Annotated in this window: 15 protein-coding genes; 3 read left to right on the forward strand and 12 right to left on the reverse strand. The window is 57.7% G+C overall.

Translation table 11 applies throughout. The features are described from left to right. Window positions 1–101: 101 nt before the first annotated feature. From M5B96_RS18205 to M5B96_RS18215, 3 genes are all read left to right on the forward strand, one after another. Entirely contained in the window at window positions 102–944 is an 843-nt protein-coding gene (locus tag M5B96_RS18205) for a MaoC family dehydratase N-terminal domain-containing protein (protein WP_248798117.1), read from the forward strand. Then, entirely contained in the window at window positions 941–1,756 is an 816-nt protein-coding gene (locus M5B96_RS18210) for an HpcH/HpaI aldolase/citrate lyase family protein (RefSeq protein WP_248798118.1), read from the forward strand. The genes M5B96_RS18205 and M5B96_RS18210 overlap by 4 nt, the downstream gene beginning before the upstream one ends. A gap of 384 nt (window positions 1,757–2,140) precedes the next feature. Further along, a complete protein-coding gene (locus M5B96_RS18215) occupies window positions 2,141–3,046 on the forward strand; it encodes a transporter substrate-binding domain-containing protein (protein WP_248798344.1) in 906 nt (301 codons plus the stop codon). Between the two features lie 39 nt (window positions 3,047–3,085). On the opposite strand, the gene M5B96_RS18220 is transcribed toward M5B96_RS18215, so the two are convergent. The 12 genes from M5B96_RS18220 to M5B96_RS18275 all read right to left on the reverse strand — a co-directional run bounded on the left by M5B96_RS18220 (window position 3,086) and on the right by M5B96_RS18275 (window position 19,231). Then, a complete protein-coding gene (locus M5B96_RS18220) occupies window positions 3,086–4,795 on the reverse strand; it encodes an FAD-binding protein (protein ID WP_248798119.1) in 1,710 nt (569 codons plus the stop codon). A 73-nt stretch (window positions 4,796–4,868) separates the two neighbouring features. Continuing rightward, window positions 4,869–6,065: a Rieske 2Fe-2S domain-containing protein gene (locus M5B96_RS18225; RefSeq protein WP_248798120.1), complete on the reverse strand. Its 1,197-nt coding sequence runs from the start codon at window positions 6,063–6,065 to the stop codon at window positions 4,869–4,871. 78 nt (window positions 6,066–6,143) lie between these two features. After that, window positions 6,144–7,346: a flavin-dependent monooxygenase gene (locus tag M5B96_RS18230; protein ID WP_248798121.1), complete on the reverse strand. Its 1,203-nt coding sequence runs from the start codon at window positions 7,344–7,346 to the stop codon at window positions 6,144–6,146. A 114-nt stretch (window positions 7,347–7,460) separates the two neighbouring features. After that, window positions 7,461–8,348 (reverse strand): VOC family protein, encoded by an 888-nt coding sequence (locus M5B96_RS18235; RefSeq protein ID WP_248798122.1) that lies wholly within the window; start codon window positions 8,346–8,348, stop codon window positions 7,461–7,463. A gap of 52 nt (window positions 8,349–8,400) precedes the next feature. Further along, on the reverse strand, window positions 8,401–9,435 hold the full coding sequence (locus M5B96_RS18240) for a ferredoxin--NADP reductase (protein ID WP_248798345.1): 1,035 nt from the start codon (window positions 9,433–9,435) through the stop codon (window positions 8,401–8,403). A 64-nt stretch (window positions 9,436–9,499) separates the two neighbouring features. Then, the gene (locus M5B96_RS18245) at window positions 9,500–10,351 is read right to left on the reverse strand and encodes an alpha/beta fold hydrolase (protein ID WP_248798123.1); all 852 of its coding nucleotides are present in this window, start codon (window positions 10,349–10,351) and stop codon (window positions 9,500–9,502) included. A gap of 167 nt (window positions 10,352–10,518) precedes the next feature. Then, window positions 10,519–11,625, reverse strand: coding sequence for a helix-turn-helix transcriptional regulator (locus tag M5B96_RS18250; protein ID WP_248798124.1), 1,107 nt, complete (start codon window positions 11,623–11,625; stop codon window positions 10,519–10,521). A 202-nt stretch (window positions 11,626–11,827) separates the two neighbouring features. After that, window positions 11,828–13,060: an NADH:flavin oxidoreductase gene (locus M5B96_RS18255; protein WP_248798125.1), complete on the reverse strand. Its 1,233-nt coding sequence runs from the start codon at window positions 13,058–13,060 to the stop codon at window positions 11,828–11,830. A 10-nt stretch (window positions 13,061–13,070) separates the two neighbouring features. Next, a complete protein-coding gene (locus M5B96_RS18260) occupies window positions 13,071–13,847 on the reverse strand; it encodes an SDR family NAD(P)-dependent oxidoreductase (protein ID WP_248798126.1) in 777 nt (258 codons plus the stop codon). A gap of 101 nt (window positions 13,848–13,948) precedes the next feature. After that, entirely contained in the window at window positions 13,949–16,489 is a 2,541-nt protein-coding gene (locus tag M5B96_RS18265; protein WP_248798127.1) for an efflux RND transporter permease subunit, read from the reverse strand. Window positions 16,490–16,548: 59 nt separating this feature from the next. After that, window positions 16,549–17,619 (reverse strand): WD40/YVTN/BNR-like repeat-containing protein, encoded by a 1,071-nt coding sequence (locus M5B96_RS18270; RefSeq protein ID WP_248798128.1) that lies wholly within the window; start codon window positions 17,617–17,619, stop codon window positions 16,549–16,551. A 265-nt stretch (window positions 17,620–17,884) separates the two neighbouring features. Beyond that, window positions 17,885–19,231 carry a DUF1329 domain-containing protein gene (locus tag M5B96_RS18275; RefSeq protein WP_248798129.1) on the reverse strand — a complete coding sequence of 449 codons (1,347 nt, stop codon included), beginning with the start codon at window positions 19,229–19,231 and terminating at the stop codon, window positions 17,885–17,887. Window positions 19,232–19,298 lie beyond the last annotated feature (67 nt).

A 19,298-nucleotide genomic window follows, 5' to 3' on the forward strand; every position in this document is an offset into this window, starting at 1 on the left:
AATCTTCCAGGTCGCCGATTACGGCCTGGTGGCGGACTTGTTCGAAGCTATCCCCGAAATGGCCGCCCTGGCCTGATCAACGACCGACAGGAGCAATGTGTATGAACAATATCGATTTTTCGGCCTGGATCGGCCGTCGTCAGGAAAGTCAGGATCAGATCAGCTTCAACTTGGTCAAACGAATAGCCGCGACCTTGGGCGAAGAGGTTCCCCTACCAGGCGAACCGCTGCCGCCCTTGTGGCACTGGGCGTTCTTCCAGGAACCGGTTGTCGCCGGCGAACTGGGCCCTGACGGCCATCCGGCGCTCGGTGGTTTCTTGCCGCCGGCCCATAACCGTAATCGCATGTGGGCGGGTAGCCGACTGGAGTTTTCCCAGCCATTACTGGTAGAGGCCAAGGTGTCTTGCATCTCGACCATCACCCATGTTGAAGAAAAACACGGGCGTACCGGTTCCTTGCTGTTTGTCACCGTACGCCATGAGTATTTCCAGAACGGCCAGCGCGCCCTGCAGGATGAACAGGACATCGTCTACCGGGAACCCTCGCCGCCCAAGCTCAGCGGCACCGAAGCGCTGCCCGAAGGGCAATGGCAGGAACCGGTCGAGCCCTCCCCGACCTTGCTGTTCCGCTACTCCGCGGTCACCTTCAATGGCCACCGCATTCACTATGACTGGCCTTACGTCACAGAGACTGAAGGTTATCCGGGCCTGGTGGTGCACGGTCCGTTGATCGCTACCCTGAACTTGCGCGCCTTTACCCGAGCGCACCCGACCGCGCGCTTGAAGCGCTTCACCTTCCGTGGCGTCCGACCATTGATTTCACCACAACCTTTCGAGGTAGGTGGTCGTCTGATCGACAGCGGCAAGGCGCAAGTCTGGGCAGGCAATCAGGGCGGCACCGCACAGATCGGAGAAATCGAGTTCAGCGAGGGAGAAGCAACATGAGTACGTCGATTGTCCGCTCCGCCCTGTTTGTGCCGGCCACACGCCCAGAACGCATCCCCAAAGCCATCGCCAGCGGCGCGGACCGGGTCATTGTCGATCTGGAGGATGCCGTGCAGGAAACCCTCAAGGAACAGGCCAGAGACAACCTCGAACGATTTCTGAGCGACACCCCTGAAGTACGGATTCTGGTTCGTGTGAATGCCCCGGGGCACTGGGCACACGCTGCGGATCTGGACCTGTGCCGACGCCATGCCGGCGTAATCGGAATCTTGCTGCCCAAAGCCGAAAATGCGACACAAGTGCTGACTGCCGGGAGAACCGGGAAGCCGATCTGGCCCATTATCGAGAGTGCCAAGGGTTTGGCTGCACTCCAGGAGATCGCCGGAACCCAGGGTATTGAGCGCCTGTCATTCGGCAGCCTCGACCTGGGCCTGGACCTGAACCTGAGCACCGGCAGCCCTGCCGCCGAAGAGTTTCTCAGCCATGCCCGCTATGCCGTGCTGCTCAGCACTCGGGTTGCCGGACTCGCACCGGCACTGGACGGCGTATTTCCGTCCATCGAGGACACTGCGGGGCTGCACGGCGCCGTCCAATTTGCCCGAGACATGGGCTTCGGGGGAGCGCTGTGTATCCATCCAAGACAAGTGACGATCATTCATCAGGCGCTAAAACCCGCACCTGATGAGTTGATCTGGGCGCAACGCATCATGGAAGCGGCCGGCCCAGGTGAAGGCGTCTTCGTGCTGGATGGGCAAATGGTCGATGCGCCGGTCATAGGTCGTGCGCAAGCCATTCTGGCGCTTGCGAGCTGATCCAATGGCGGCACCATGACTAACGAAAACTGACAGCGTCTAATCTATAGGTCCAGCGTATAGCACTCATCTGCTATTCAGAATATACCGGATGAAGGCCATCTGAAACAATCGTCCAACAGAACCCCATTACAAGCACAATAACGTGAACGACAAGTCCTATCAGCCACCCAAGATAGTGATTTTCCCAACGCGCGGGGGTGTTGATAAAAAACCGGGCCATACCTGTTAGCGCAGCAGCAACAAACCCAAGCGCCAAAGTACTCCTCATTGAAAGCCTGCCAGCGTTAAATCAACATTCGCGAAGCTCGGTGTCATCTAACGCCGAGCGGGCAAAGGCCTGGGTCAGACAAAGACCTGACGAAACAATCTGAGGTGTTCATGATGTGGATTATCCCAAGACTACTGAGTGGTGCGATTGCCGCGACTCTTATATGTCCAACGCTAATGGCCACGGAGCTCACCGGTACCCTTCAAAAAATCAAGGAGTCCGGCATCATCATCTTGGGTTACCGCTACTCATCTATTCCTTTCTCCTACATCGCTGATGCCTCGGGCACTCCTATCGGTTACTCTCAGGACATTCAGTTAAAAATCGTGGAGGCACTCAGAAAAGAGCTAAACTTACCCACCCTTAACATAAAATACAATCAAATCACCTCCCAAACCCGTATTCCACTCATACAGAACGGCAGCGTGGACTTAGAGTGCGGTTCAACCACGAATAATGCCGAGCGCGGACAACTTCTTGACTTCTCGGTTGGCATCTTCGCAATCAGCACACGCCTTTTAACCAAGAAGTACTCGCCCTATAAAGACTTCGCAGATCTGAAAATCGAAAATGTAGTGACCACGGCAGGTAGCACTTCAGAACGGTTGCTAAAAGCCATGAATGCCAAGCAGCAAATGGGCATGAATGTCATTTCAGGCAAAGATATTGGTGAATCCTATCAGATACTTGAGAGTGGACGCGCCGTGGCTTTCATGCTAGACGATGCCCAGCTTGCGGGAGAGATGGCGAAGGCAGAAAAACCAGACGATTGGACCATGACCGGTACCCCGCAATCCAATGAGATCTACGGCTGTATGATGCGCAAAGGCGAGCCTGCATTCAAGAAAGTGGTGGATGACACTATCAAAGCAATCTTTTCATCGGGCGAAATCAAATCGCTCTACGATAAGTGGTTCAATCAACCAATCCCGCCAAAGGGGTTGAATCTAAAGTTTCCAATGAGCCCAATCTTTAAAGAAATAATTACAAACCCCACTGACAAGCCCATTTCTGACTAAACGCTCCAAACCGCTACCATCTGCCTCAACGTCTTGGTATCACCGACTGACGTGCCAGGCCGCGCGACGCCCGGAAAAGACACAGTCCGCAGCGGAGAGCCCGCTCACATAAAGATTGGACGGTAGACCAATGGCCGTTCTGCCGGCGGCATACAGCCCACTGATCACCGAACCATCCTCACGCAGCACCTGGCCGGTATCTTCAGCAACCCGCAGCCCTCCCACGGACATCGCAGGACAAGGAAACATCTTGCTGCACTGTGATACATCCACCGCATAGAACGGCCCATTTCGCAGAGCATGGCACTCCAAAGGGCTCTTGCCGAATTCATCAGGTTCAAGGCCATCCGCGCCGCGGTTATAACGCGCGACCGCCTCCTGCAGTGCCTCGCTCGGCATGTTGAGTTTGCGCGCCAGCTTTTCGAGCGTTTGCCCTTTGCGGGACTGAAAGAACAGTGCAAGCATCAGTGGAATGCGCATGAAGGGAAACAGATTATCGAGCACAGCCTCACGCCATGCACCTCGGTAAAGCGCTTGGTCGAGAATGATGTAGCCCTCTCCGGACTGATGCTCATTCATCGCCCAGCCGACGGCCGCCCCATACAGCTCTTCGTTGACATAACGGCGCCCCTGCGAGTTGACCAGGATACCCTTTGGCCACTGCGAGGGTGGATTGATAAATCGCCAACTGCTCATTCTGTCCATCAGTTGCGCAGCGCCCCCCACGCTCTGGCCCAAGCGGATACCGCTACCGTTATCGCCTCCCGGAGACCCCATGGCCATGCTTGCGACGTGCTTGGGAGCATAGTTTGCGACCATTTGCCGATTCCAGATAAACCCTCCGGCACTCAGGCAGACACCGCGCAGAGCACGAATACGACGCAGCACACCATGTTCGCGCTGCAGCGCTTCGGCCTGGCGCCAATAGTGCTGCGCTTTGCGCTCAAGTCGCGCGAAGCCCGGCATTGAGCTCGGCAGCTTTTGCAGGAGCCGACGCGCTTTTTCCTGGGCCTCGGCGTAGGCAATGGTTGAGGGTAAACCGGGCAACATACGAATCACCGCCAGACCCAACACCTCACCGCTGGCCGCTACGATCAATCGACGGGCCTCAGTACGTGGCCAGAAATCGACCCCCAAAGTGGCGGCACGCGCCTGCAGAGGCTCGGTCAGGTGAATACCGAACCCGACCGACTGATTAGAGGGGGCGTGCCAGTACTTGTGCCCCCGTGGCGCCGGTTTGGCTTGAGCGGCATAAACGGCAGCCAACGCGCTGTCAGAGTGATAGAGGAAATAACCCGCTGGCGGGTAGAAGGTTTTCTTCGGGTAGTAGGCACTGTCAAAACGTACGCCATGGCTGACCAACCAATCAAGGTCGGCCGAACTTCCCTCGCAGTAGCGCTGCAATGTCTGCGCACTGACAACGTCCTGAGTCTCCAGTCGAAGATACTTGAACATCTCCTCCACCGTGTCTTCAACGCCGGCCTGGCGCTGCACCGAGGTACCGCCGCCGGCATAGAAAATACCGCCATTCATTGCCGTCGCACCGCCCCCGGCGAAGGCATCCACAGCGAGCACGCTCAAGCCACGCTCTGCCGCTTGAAGCGCCGCACTCACTCCTGCACCGCCATAACCGACAACCGCAAAATCCGTGGTGGCATCCCACTCCAGGTCATCAGCCCCCTCTACCCGCTCAGGCGATTCGACCCTGCTGTACCAATGCGCTGACGCTGGACCAAACTCAGATTGCATACCGAACCCCATGGAACTGAATGGACTGCCCAAGCGATTACGCCGCCTTGCAGCGGCGTAATTCCCCATGGCCTCAAGAAGCGTTAAGCGCCGCTTGCCGCGCCTCTTCAGCGATCTTCTCCGACGCTTGCTGATCCCAAATCGGCAGTGCATGACGGGTGTCGGTTTCAGCCTCGAAGCGGTTGACCATTTCTGCTTTGACGTCCGCCACGTCGACGAAGAACTGCTGGTACCAACGACGCAGTTGGTACAGCGGCCCGTCGCTGTCACACAGCAGTGGATTGTCGATACGGGCCTTGGTTTTCCAGATATGCACGTCCTGTAGCGTGCCATAACGCAACATCTGTGCAACAGACGAGGCCCGGGCGGCATTTTGCTCGGCACTAAGCGCTGGATTGCTGAGGGTGATAAACCCCATGTGCAGCACAAACTTGTTCGCGTGCACCGGGTAATGGGCAAGAATTTCGTAAGACTCCACCGGGTCCCCCCCCGGGAAGTTGGACATCAACCGGGACACGAGATAAGACGGGCCGTGGTAGGTCGTCTCACCGCGCGAGTAGCCATCCAGCTCACGCAGGTCACCGGTATACACGGCATCCTTTTGATAAGTGGGTACATCCGGCTGCGGCCCCATCTCCAGATACTGAGTCGCGAAGTGCCGCTCAAAGACATTTTTGAAATAGGTACTCGCAGCCCCCCTACCTTCACCGTGCACATAGAAAAAATGAGCGACGTCCACCAGGTTGTCGACCAACTCGCGACTGTTGGTATCGACCTCGTGGATCGACCAGTCCCAGTCACTCCACTCCGCGCTGAACGCCCCCTCCAGACGCGGGATGATCACATCCGACGGTGGCGGATTACCCTCTGGGTCATGCCAGACAAACAGTTGCCGGTTCTCCTCGCAGGTTATGAAGCTCTGCGTCCGCGCGCGCGCCGGCACCCGCTTGGCATAAGGAATGGCCGCGCACTTACCATCGCCGGCCCAACGCCAGTCGTGGAAAGGACAAGCAATATTGTCCCCCTTGACCGTGCCTTCACCGAGGTTCCCACCCAGATGCGGGCAAAAGGCATTGAGGACATTGAGCTTCTTGCTGTGCTCACCCTCGAATACCACCAGTTGGGTACCGAACGCTTCAAGGGTATGCGGCTTGCCGTCCCTGAAACGCTCGCTCAGTCCCAGGCAATGCCAACCGCGGGCGAATCGCTCACATTGGTCGCTGACAATGATGTGGGCTTTCTCAGCCGAACTATGGGTCAGGTCACTCATATAAACCTCCACTCTTTTTATTGTTCTCAGGCTAAAGATCGTGAATGTCGTCAACACTCCGGTCTTCACGACATCGCACTACAGGAAGTAGTCCTGGCTAGGTTGCCCCAGTTGGACCTTCGCCCAGTTCGTGCCGAACATCTGGAACTGGTTGGCGGCATGCTGGCGGCCGACATTGATATCTGCCAGGAAGCGCCCATAAGGATTGTGGGTATAGACCGCCGCCCCACCCGCCGCCTTGAACAGACGAGAGGCCAGATGCGAGATGCGCTCCGGCGGAAAGCTGGCCTGGAAGCGATACTTGACTCGCTCCTCTATTGGCGGAGTCTCTCCACGGCCGGCGTAGCCTTCCAGGACCTCGAAATTGCGCTTGAGGATGAGTGTCAGTTCATCGATCGCATTAGCCGCCTCGGCGACCACCAGTTGAGCGACCGAATCGTCACTGGTCTTGGCGCCGACTACGTTGACCCTCACCTTGGCCGTGTCCAAGAAGCAATCGAGCATGCCGCGCAACGCGCCGATGGCCGCCGTGGACACTGCCCGACTGAACACCTGGCCGAACGGCATGCGGTATAACGGCGAGGTGTTCCATTGGTTACCCGGGCTGTTACAGGTAAATCCGTCGATCATCTTGTGCGTACGGTGCTCCGGTACGAACGCATCTTTGATGACGATGTCCTTGCTGCCCGTGCCCTTTAGGCCGGCTGTATGCCAGGTATCAACGATTTCGTAATCCTGGCGCGGGATCAGCCAGGTCCGGGCATCGATTGGCTGCCCCTCAGGCTGCTCGACGAAACCGCCGAGAAACACCCAGTCACAATGGTCGCAGCCACTGGAGTAACCCCAACGCCCACTGAACAAGTAGCCGCCCTCCACAGGCTTGGCACGCCCGCTGGGCATATAGGACGACGACACCAACGTGGAGTCATCCTGGCCCCATACCTCCTGGGCCGCGCGATCATCGAACAGCGCCATCTGCCAGGCATGTACCGCCACCACCGAATACACCCAACCGACCGACATATCGCCCTCGGCGAGCGCCATCACCACCTCGTAGAACACGTTGGGGCTCATCTCGTAGCCGCCATAGCGCTTGGGTTGCAGGATGCGGAACAGGCCCGCGGCCTGAAGGTCGGCGATGGTTTCTTCTGGCAGGCTTCGACGCTCGTCGCCCAACACCGCGCGTTGGCGCAACACCGGGATCATGGCCTTGGCCCGGTCTATCAGTTCTTCGCGACTCGGGATATCCATCGCACGCTGTTTCATCTCGACTGTTTGCATGGTCTTTGTCTTCCGAAAGAGTGAACCCAATTTTTCGCCCATCACTGCCCACCCACGTATCATCACCAACGACGGCAGGTGGCGCGCCGTCCATCAGGACTAGGCACGCGTGGATCAATGCGCGGGGGGAGCAGCCCATTGATGACCCCAGTGACTGCCACGGGTTGTCTCGAAAACCGAGTGGTCGTTATCCCAGTCCTTGACCAGGCCGCCACAGCCGAACTCAAGGGCGAAACCGCCGGGAGTCCACACGTAGAACGACACCATTTCGTCATTGACGTGGCGTCCAAGGCTGCTGGCCAAGGGCACGTTATGAGCGGCGATACGGTCCAGTGCGCGTCCGACATCGTCGATACCCGGCACTTCCAGCATGATGTGCACGCAACCGCTGGGCTGAGGCATTTCAGCCAGCGCCAGGCTGTGCTGGCGTGGATTGCAATGCATGAAATAGATGCGCGCACGATGCTCCGCAGACAGCTGGGCGTGAAGCATGTCGGAAAGCCCGAAGCCACACACATCACGCCAGAAACGGAATGAGGCATCGAAATTCATCGAAGGCAAAACCACGTGTCCCATCCCCATATTGCCCGTGACAAAACGCGCCACCCCGATGGGCGAGACAAACGGAGCGAAGTCGGAAATGGGGCCCCACGTCACTTCCTGCCGGTTACCTGATGGGTCCACGAAAGAAAACAACCCTGTCACCTGCCGCAACTGTCGGTCCAACGCCGATGACTCGATGATCTCGACACCCGCGCCGGAAACGATCTGTCTTACAGCAAGAAAATGCTCTTGCGAAACAACTTCCCATCCCGAGGCATACAACCCGTCGCGCGCACCAGGCACGACCAGAATCCTGTAGTGGCGACTATCCGCTTTCAGGTAAATCGCCCCATCCTGCGCAGGTAACTCCGCCAGGCCGATGATCTGTGTAGCAAAAAATCGCCACTTCTCGATATCCGTGGACTCAACCACCACATACGCCAATTGATTGATGCTCATCACTCGCTCCTCATGCAATTTCTTGTTTTAAACACAGTCGACAACAGTGCCCTCAGCCATCGAAACTGATTGAGACCTTTGCACTGAGCGGGCGCGCCTGGCAGGCCAGGACCCAGCCCTCAACCAGGTCGTCACGCCCCAGTACCTCGTTATGGCGCATGCTCACCTCTCCCTCGCTGACCCGACACACGCAGGCGCTGCAACGACCTTCACGGCATGAGAAAGGCGCCATGACTCCAGCTCCGAGCAACGTATCGAGCAGGTCAACTCCCGAAGCCCACGACAGCGTATGGTTGACGCCATCCAGCTGTGCATTGAGTTCGGTTCTTCGGCCGTCCTGAGAGGTGTCTGCAGGCATATTCGCCAGGATCCCCGGATCACTGTTCAACGAGACAAAGCGCTCCACATGAATCCGTGCCCGATCCACCTTGAGGTCCAGAAGCGCACGCTCCACCGCATCCATGAACGGACCCGGGCCACAGACAAAAGCATGTGATTCGACATGTGCCTGAGCAACACTTGCCAATTGCTCAAGCGTCGGCCGTCCCTGCACCGACTCCAGCCAATGCACGACCGTCAGTCGCTGCGGGTAGTCCCGGGCCAGATGCTGGAGCTCGTCACGGAAGATCACCGAACGCTCATCCCGATTGGCGTAGAACAACAACACCCGTCCGGAGCCCTGCAACAGACAGGCTTTGAGAATGGAAATCACCGGCGTGATACCGCTGCCGCCAGCAAACAACAAGAAGTCCACATCCAGTGAAGATGGACAAAAAATCCCCGCGGGTGGCAGTACCTCGACGGTGTCGCCGGCCCGCAGGTGATCACATACCCAGTTGGAAGCGACCCCGTCCTGCACGCGCTTAACCGTGACTTTCAGTGCGCTGTCGGCACCGGGGGAACTGGCCAGAGAATAACAACGCGCCACCGTTTGGCCTCGAGCCGGAATACGCAGGGTCAGGAACTGACCTGGCTTATAGGCGAACATACTTCGCTCCACAGGGTCGGCAAACACAATCGACTTGCTGTCGTGTGTTTCCTCGATGACATCTGCGACTCGGAGCCGGTGATAAAGAGATATTGACATGACCTTGACTCTTGCGATGACCATGGACCTTGCGCTCCCCGAGCAACCGGCGAACGCACTCAGCTCAATTCAGAAACGTCATGACTTCGTGGTTGAAGTAGTCAGGCTCTTCAAGCATGAACCAGTGCCCGGACCGGCTCGAGATCACCACCCGGACATCCTTGATCAGTCCAGCCACGATCAAGGCATGGCCCACCGGGAGGAAGTTGTCCTGCTGCCCCCAAAGGCACAGGACCGGCATCTGCAGTTGTGCCAGACGGTCGGCGAAAACCTCGACTTTCATGCTGCTGAAAACCGCCAGGGGCTGTTCGATCCATACTGGAAGACGGGAGTCGATCACCGCGTCGGTGATGGTTTGCGGCGAAGCGACAATATGTTCGAGCAAGGTTCTGAAGGACGCGCGGTCAGTCTTATGCTCCTGGATGAATGCGCTCATACAACGCAAGCCGCTCATCCGTCCCGCCCACACCGCAGGTGCCTCCACGCCACCCGGGCCCATGACCACCAACTTGCTGACCTGCTCGGGGTAGGTGAGCCCATACTGGAAGGCAATGGCTCCGCCCAGGGAGTTGCCAACCAGGACGGCTCGGCTGACGTTGCGTTTGCTCAGTAACTCGCGCAGGACCTCGACGTGCAGGGTCGAGGTGTACTCGATGTCGTCTGGTTTATCCGACAGGCCATACCCTAGGTAATCCGGGACCAGAACATGGAAGCCCTGTGCCGCGAAGAAAGGAAAGTTCAGGTGAAAGTTGCTGTATCCACTTGCACCAGGACCACTGCCATGCAGGAAGACCAGGGTGGGACGATCCGCGCTGGCGTGGCCTACTTCGTGGTAGTGCACACTGTAGGCATCACGCACCTCGAGAAAATGACCCACCGGAATCGGTGAAGGAAAAATTGCGGGCTGCGAGGGCATAACCGTTCTCCACGTGTTGTTATGCCCTGAATATGACGCGGCTCCCTGCACGCCGCATGGTCCGCTTGGACTAGGCGCCCTGATTGAAACAGCCCCCTCCCCTGCATCCAGGCATAAAAAAACGGAAGAGCGGCCTCTTCCGTTTTTATGCCCGCGTCCCCTATGAACTAATCGGCGGGACTCAAGCTGGAAAGTCCAACCACGCCGTTGAGCACGATTCTGACCAGCTCAGCCTGACGACTGACACCGGCCTTGGCAAAGATGGCGCGCAAGTGGGTACGGGCGGTATTGCGCCGGATCCCCAGCAACTCGGCCGCTTCATCAAGAGACAACCCATTGGCCAACTCCATGGCCAAGGTCGCTTCGGCAGGCGTGAAGTCGAACACTTGACGTAATATTTCCCGTGGCGCGGTGGTCTGAACATCCGGATCGCAGATAAACATCACCCATGCCGGCCGCCCTTTGCCTTCGGACTCCTCACGCAAGGGGATGCTTCTGATCACTACCCCCAATTTACGCTTGCCCGAGGGTCGCGAAATAGACATTACCTGAGCAGCAGGACCCGCTGTAGTAATAAGCTCTCGTAGCATGCTGCGTTCATACTTGTAGTGCGCCTCCACACCATTGGCGACACTTTTGATTCCATCACCCTCGCTGAGCATGGACTTGGCGACCTGATTACAACGCAGCAAATGCTGGTTCTCATCCAGAACGATCGCACCAATGTGCAGTCGGTCCAGGGCCCCCTCATAAAGCTCGCTTTGAGTCTCATGCCGCTCAAGGTGCGCCGCCAGACTCAGGGCCTGTCCGAAGTGCGCGACCAAATCACCCAGGCGGGTCTTGTCTTGTGCAGTGAACGCGGGTTGGTCGGGCAGGCGATAAAGCCGTAAACGACAGACGGTGCCATTTTTTGAGACGATGTTGACACCTAGCCCATGGCGAACCCCACCCTGTCCGATGAACGTTTTATAGAATTCAGAGTTAAGCCACCTCTCTTCCCCCAGGTACTCATCGATGGTCAATACCTGATCAATGGGAAGATCAAGGAACGGATCCAGCGTCCAGTAATGAACGCGGTAAGCGTGCTCGATTTCGGGGTTCTGCGGGTGGCAGACCAGAAATCCAAGATCAGTACTGGTAGAGGGCCTGATGACAATAATCGCCGAAGCAGACATGTAGGCAGCAAGATGGCAGGTGGTATCTCGCCAGGGCTCCTTGCCAAGCAAGCCTTGATAGATAGCCAATGTCATGCGGTTTTGATCAACATGTCCCAAGGCAGCCTCCCGAGTCTTCTCTCGAGCGAACAGTTCCGGTAATCCGGGCCTTGAAACGGTGGCGGGTGGGATGTTCAGTACAGACGGAAAACGTGGTAGCACGGCAGGTCCGACACTCGACCTTTTCACGGCATGCATAACAATCACCTCTTATTATTGTGGTTATCCGCATGTGTTTAATTACGCCCTTCGATGTTACTGGTCAATCCGCCGCAAGGCGTTTGCTAAGCCCAGGATCGTTGTCGTCATTGAGTACACACCGCACACCTGACGGGTCGTAGATGCCCATGACACAGCGATTGCAACTGGTGCATCCGGAACTGATGACCCTGGCATCTTGCAAGTCGTTGACGAACGCCGGATTGTGGATCAGGGCCCGCGCCAGGGCGACCCCCTCGAATCCCTCATCAATGACCCGCTGCGCCGCGGCAAGCGACTTCACGCCCCCAACCAACGCCAAGGGCATCGACACCGCTCGTCGCACCTGGCGGGCGTGCTCGAGGAAGTACAGCTCGCGAAACGCCAGAGCCTTGGGCTGTTGCATAGTCAAGGCCCAGACTCCGATACGGCCCAGGCCCCTGGCCTGGGCTCGCATGTCAGCCAGCGGCATAGGGCTACCAAACAAGGCCCAGGGACTGAAGATGTTGTGCCCACCGCTCAAAGTCAGGATATCGGCGCCGTTATCCTGCAAAATCTTCGCGGTAACCGAGGCCTGCTTGGCATCAATTCCACCGCGTGCAGCGTCCGTTTGATTAAGCTTGCAGCCCACTGCGAGATGAGCCCCAACGGCTTCCTTGACCCGACGCAAGACCATGGCCGGAAAACGGCTGCGCCCCTCAGTGCTACCGCCGTATGAGTCAACACGGCGATTAGTCAGGGGCGACAGAAACTGATTGAGCAGGTAACCATGCCCCATATGGATTTCGACCGCATCGAACCCCGCCTCCCGCGCCAACACGGCAGCCTGGGCGAACTCACCAGCGACGCGGTACATATCCGTTTCGCTCATGGCCTGTTGCAGCAGGATGCCATGCAGGAACCCGAAAGCATTGAAGCCGGAGGACGCCGACTGGGGACGACCGCTCGACGGACGTAACGCAGTAAAGGAGCCGCCATGAGTGATCTGTAGACAAGCCGCAGCGCCCTCGGCATGCACGGCGTCCGTCAGTACCCGCAGATGGCGCACAACCTCCCGAGACAGATAGAACTGATGCAGGAACGTGCGCCCCTGCGGAGAAACCGCACCATAGGCGACTGTCGTCATGGCCACGCCTCCTGCCGCGACATCACGGTGGTGTTTGACCAAGGCCTTGGTCGGCATGCCGTCGGGTGTCATCCCCTCGTTGGCCCCTGCCTTGATGAAGCGATTGCGCAGGGTAACCGGCCCAAGTCTGAGGGGCGAGAATGGTGAGGTGTGTGTGGTGCTGACGAGCATTACTATGTCCTCAACCGTGAGTGCCACCGTCGATCCGCAAAATCGCGCCATTGATGAAGGCACCATCTTCGCAAGCCAACATCGCAATCGCTGCCGCAACGTCCTGAGGCTCACCCAGCTGCCTGTCGGGGCGGGTTAGATGCGCGTACAAACTAAAGTCAGTACCTTCAGGAAATGCCTGCGCCTGGGCGACAACCATCGGCGTGCCGATCCCGCCAGGGGCTACTGCGTTGACCCTCACCCCGCGATTCAAGTACTCCCGGGAAAGTGCCTGGGTCAGGGCGGCGACCCCGCCTTTGCTGGCCGAATAGGCCGCCATATAGGCATGTCCAAAGAACGCCGACGTCGAGGCCGCGTTGACGATGTTGCCCTGGCTTTCCAGCAGGAAGGGCAATGCCTCGCGGCAAAACAGGAAAGTCCCCCCCAGGTTGATCTGGAGGATGAGCATGAAGTCTTCGAAGCTGGTTTCTGTGGTGTGGGTCGAGCGCAGGATTCCTGCCATGTTGACCAACACATCCAACCCACCCTGCTCCCGGACGAAATCCTGCACTACATGGCGAACCTCAATCTCATCCGTGATCGAGGCCAGTACCGAGCGTGCACCACCACCATAGTCAGCCACCGAGTTGGCCAACTCCAGTGTTTCGCGCAGGCCGTCGGCATTTCGATCAACCGCAAGCACGGTGCCCCCTTCCGACACCAAACGAATGACCGTGGCACGTCCGATACCGGACGCACCGCCGGTAACGATGATATTTTTGTCTTGGAAACGAGATGCAAATGTCATGATCAGAGTCCTTGTTATTTGAATTGAGTCGTCATCAGAGCAGTCACAACGGCTAGCGGCGATGCAGCACGCAGCAAACCCCTCTAGTTCGTCGATCCGTATCAGTTTCCGCCGACGACAGCCGGCGCATCGGCGCCTCGAACGGTGGGTGTCGGCGTATGATCGGGCGATCTGTCTTCTTGGGCGTCAATGGGCGGTTCCCCCCCTATCGCAGGCTGCCGGGTTTCCCCACGGAGCAGAAAGTGTGACAGCGCCGGAATCAGCACCAGGGCCCCGAGCATGTTCCAGAGGAACATGAAGGTCAGCAGGATGCCCATATCAGCCTGGAACTTGATCGGTGAAAACACCCAGGTCAGTACGCCAGTGGCCAGCGTCAAGCCGACCAGCGCAACCACCTTACCAGTGAACATCAGCGCTCCACCGTAGGCCTCTGCCAGGCTCGCGCCACGCCGTTGCAGTGTCAGCTGTACGCTGAGCAGGTAGAGCGCATAGTCGACCCCCGCGCCTACACCCAGCGCTATCACCGGCAGGGTCGCCACTTTGACCCCCATGCCCATGACTACCATCAGCGCTTCGCAAAGCAGTGAGGTAATCACCAGTGGAATCAGGGCCACCAATACAGCCCTCCAGCTACGGAAAGAGATCAGGCACAACACCACCACCGAGGTATACAGCAGCAGCAGCACCTTCACGCTGGCGTCGGCCACCACCAGATTAGTAGCTGCTTCGATACCGGCGGGCCCAGCGGCCAGCAGGAACTGGCGGTCCTCGTTGTCATGTCGTGCGGCAAAGGCCTGCACGGCATTCACCACTCCTTGTAACGTTCCCGCGCGGTGGTCCGCCAGATAAGCAATGACCGGCGAGACCGAACAACTGACATTGCTCAATTCGGGAGACTGCAGGGCAGCATATTGAGCAGCTTGGGCGGCCACCTCATCCTGTCGCGGAATACTCATCCACTTCGGGTTGGCCTCACCGTAGCTGGAGTTTATAAAGCGCACGCCACTGGACAGGCTAGCGACCGACTGCACCCCGGGAACCCCCTGAAGCAGCAAGGTCAGGCGGTCAATCTCGGTCAAGGTCTCGAAGCTCGAGCAGCCGCCAGGCTTGGTCTTGACGATCACCGCAAACTGGTCGGTGGAACGTCCGAAGCTCTGATTGAAAAACGCCACGTCCCGGTTGTAACGCGAGTCGGAGCGCAACTCCGGCGCACCGGCATCCAGATCGCCAATCTGCAGTCCACCGCGAACCACCAACGCCAAAGCCCCCACCACCAGGGCCAGTACTACCAGCACTCGCGCATACCTGGGTGTGGTGCATTTGAGCAGCCACGCGCCGACCGCAGCATAAAACGAGTTACTCTTGGTCGCGGCAGCCAACCGCTCCTCATTGCGCACGCTGCGCCGCGCCGCCGATTGACTGACGCCTAGGTACGAGAGCATGACCGGCACCATGATCAGTTGCGTGAAGATCAGCACGCACACACCGATGCTGGTGGTGGTGGCCAGGTCGCGAATCACCGGGATATCGATCACCATCAAAATCGCAAAGCCAAAAACGTTGGCCAGCAATGCCGAAAGCCCGGCGATGAACAGCCGGCGGAAGGTATAGCGAGCGGCCACATACTTGTGCGTACCGCGTCCGATGTCCTGCATGATGCCGTTCATCTTTTGCGCACCGTGGGACATGCCGATGGCGAAAATCAGGAACGGCACCAGGATCGAATAGGGATCGATGTCATAGCCCAGCAACTGCATGATGCCCAGCAACCAGATCACACTGCTCAACGACGCCACCACCAGCAGCACGGTACTGCGCAGGCAGCGCGTGTAACCGAAGATAATGACGGCGGCGATGACCGCTGCAATACCAAAGAACCCCATGACCTGGGTCAGACCGGCAATCAAGTCGCCGATCAACTTGGCGAAGCCGATAATGTGAATGCGCACTTGCGGTTTGCCGTCAGGTCCAGGCACTTCGTAACGAGCGCGAACGTCCTTTTCCAGAAAGTCGGCGAACTGACGATAATCCAAGGCCGCCCCCGTGACCGGGTCCTTGTCCAGCAGCGGGACCAGAATCACCGAAGAACGCATGTCCGAAGAGACGAGGTCCCCCACCAGATTGCCGCGCAAGACGTTCTGCTGCAGCTCCTGCATCTTGGCGGGTGAGCCATCATAGCCATTAGGCATCACCGGGCCGCCATCCATGCCGACTTCACTGATTTCGCTCCAGCGCACGCCGGGCATCCACAGCGATCGCATCCAGGCCCGATCGACACCCGGTGCCAGGTTGATCCGATCATTGATTTCCTGAAGGGTTTGCAGATAAGCGCGGTCGTAGATGGAACCGTTGGGGTTCTCCACCATGACCCGGACCGAATTGCCCAGCGCTGCCAGATCGGATTTATTGCTTAGATAATTACGAATGAATTCGTGCGAACTCGGCATCATTCGCTCAAAGCTGGCGTTGACCTGTAACTGGGTCGCCTTGGCTCCCAGTACCAAGGTCAACACCGAACACAGCACCACGAAGAACAGCCGATGATTGAAAATCAAGCGTTCGATAAAACTCCCTGAACGGGTATCGAATTGCCGTGGATCTTTGAGCACAGGCGTTTCATTATTTTCCAAGGAGTTGGCCATCTTATTGTTCCTCTATCCCAAGCTCTGTGGTTCGCCACTTGCAAGTTCAGCCTGGGGCTCTACTTGGCAGCCATGATCGTTACACCGTTCAGTCCGACCAGCGCGATGCGCTCCCCCGTCAGCCCCGCCACGCCGGTAAACAGGGAGGGCTGTTTTACATCCAGCAAGTTGAAAGACAGGCCACCATCACGGCTAAGACCGGCCTGGGCCGACTGGCTGACAAGCACCAGTCGCTGGTCATCCAGAGCGGTACCCGCGGTAATACCGGCGCTGAACACACTCCTCTCCTCGATCCAGTTACGCCCTGCATCCGCACTGCGGAACACATGACCGCGCAGCCCAAAAGCCAGCAAGCCACCAGGAGTACCGGTAATCCCGAACAGCGTCCCCTGATAACCGGTTTCACTGGATTCGAAACGCTTCGTCCCATTATCGAAGCGCCAGACACGGCCGCGCTCTCCGGTGATCAGCAGCGTCCCGCCAACCTCGCGGATAGCCGTCAGGTGCAGCAAATCGTTGTTATCGATCTGAGTATTCCAGGGTTGCCAGCTCTGGCCACCATCGCGGCTCCCCAGCAGCAAGCCGAAGGGGCCGACCACAAAGCCATTACCGGCCTTGTCAAACCAAACCCCCATGAAAAACTGCCCGGGGCCTGGCCGGGTCATGGCGAGAATGGCAGACAGGTAACTTTGCGCACGCTCCTCGTTCAATCCAGAGTGGTGGCTGAAGTAATCAATAAACAGGGGCTCCAGCACCCGACCATCGAGCTGCTTGGTCCACGTTGTACCGGCATCCGAGCTGTACAGGATCACGGCGCCATGGCCGACAGCCCAACCTTGGGTATCATCCAAGAAAAACACCGCGTTCAGATCGACGCTGACCGGCACTTGAGCCTGTTTCCAACTTTGCCCCTGGTCATCGGAAAAAATAATCAACCCGTTACTGCCCGCCGCCACCAAGCGTTTACCCGCTTTGGCGATATCGCGTAGCGGCTGCTGATCCGCCCGGTTCAAGGCAGTCGCAGGTTGATCGAGAGGGTCGACGAAGGTATTGGCCTGAGCAGCGGCATGGGACAATAAAATCACCCCAAGCATCAGGGTTCGGAGCGTATTCGAGATAAAACCAAGCATGAGGACTCCTTTGAAGCCTTGCGTCACGCTCAGGCAAGACTCCAGAAAGCGTGCCTGCGAACAGGCAGCTGTTGTTCTTATTCTGCTGGCTACACGGGCACCGCAACCTTGAGCAAAGCCGCGCTTCAAGGATGCAGAGTCAGTCTCGGCAGTTAGCCATTTGCCAACATCCCCCATCTGGACTAGATCGCTCAGAAAGACGGCTACGGGGACTAAAGCCAGGGGCAAGCCCCGCGCCGATTCAGTTCAAGATGGGCAGTTGATGTCAACGGATACCCGTACCGGCCATAGAGTCCGGTGTCAGCTTGCCGTTGGCCCAACGCGCAACCCTCAGGTAACCGATGCCACCGGTCAGGTGCATGGACGAGCAGTATTGGCCTTTGACCAGGTCATAAATAATGATCGGTGTATTGGGTACCGATTTAGTATTCCAGTCGTAGGTCACCAAGCCCTGGGCCGAACGCATAATCTTGCCCGCCTGGTCGTAACCTTCGTACAACACAATCGACCAACTGTCCTCGTCCACATAAAAGACCTTCTTGCTCTGGGCGTGGCGCATGCCTGGCTTCAGGGTCGCTTCTACTTGCCAAACCCGATGCAGCTCCCAACGCATCACGTCCGGATTGGCGAACTGTTTGCCAAACGCGTTATCCGCCGATGTGTGCATCAGAAACTTGTAGTTGTTATAGGGCACATAAATTTCTTTCTTGCCGACCAACTTGAAGTCAAAGCGATCCAACTGCCCTTCCCACATCCCCAATTCATCGTTGAAATAGGCACCGCCTGCAATTGACAATGGGCTGTCATAGCCGAACTCGGGGGCTTGACGAACACGCCGTTGCCCCTGGGTATAGACCCACGTCTTGCTGTTGCCGTCCTGCTTGGCGTGCATCACCATAAATGTCAGCGCCTTGTCGCCCACGTTTCGTGGTGGCCCCACATAGGTACTCAAACGACGTTGGTAGTACTGCTGCTCTTGCTCGGGGTTATCGGAATAGGGCGAGTCGGTATAGTTATCAAGTTCATGAGTGGTAATACGGTTACCCGCAGAATCAATCATGAACCCGGAAAAACGCGAGCGGTAGGGAGGGCCGTAATAACGCAGGTTGTGATTCCAAATCACTTCAGCACCGGTCGTCGGCAATGGGAACGGGTAGCCCCCCATTGCACCTTCAAGGTCCTCACCGTTGAACGTGCTCTTGGCGCGTGTTGCATTCTTGACGGTGGCAACCTTCAACCACTGCGGAAAATCCACCACGCGATGGCTCTTGTAGACTTCAACCTTGTAGTCAGGCCAGCGCTTCAATAGCACTTTGGTGCCCTCACTGACCTTGTCGGCGTATTGCTCAAGGTTGGCCGCGGTAATTGTCAGCAGCGGCTTTTCATCGGGGAAAGGGTCCGGGTAAATCCCACCATTTTCCGGCATCGTCGGACCTTTCCAGTCCGGTTTCCAAGCCGGAATGCTGCCATCTGCATTGCCCGCTTTCTCCGCGCCGAACTCGGTCAACTTGTTGCCACCCAACTGAGCCGCTTCCTCGGCGGTAGACGCCAGAACAGGCGCCGATATCGACAAGGCCAGGGTTAACGCAATTGCCCACTGATTAGCATTCATTTTCTATATCCTCTTGGTGCGCAGCGCCCAAGCACGTTCGCCCTCTACAAACCAGCGCCGTGCAAGA

It is taken from the genome of Pseudomonas sp. MWU13-2105 (assembly GCF_023242315.1).
In the GTDB taxonomy this organism is placed as follows: Bacteria; Pseudomonadota; Gammaproteobacteria; order Pseudomonadales; family Pseudomonadaceae; genus Aquipseudomonas.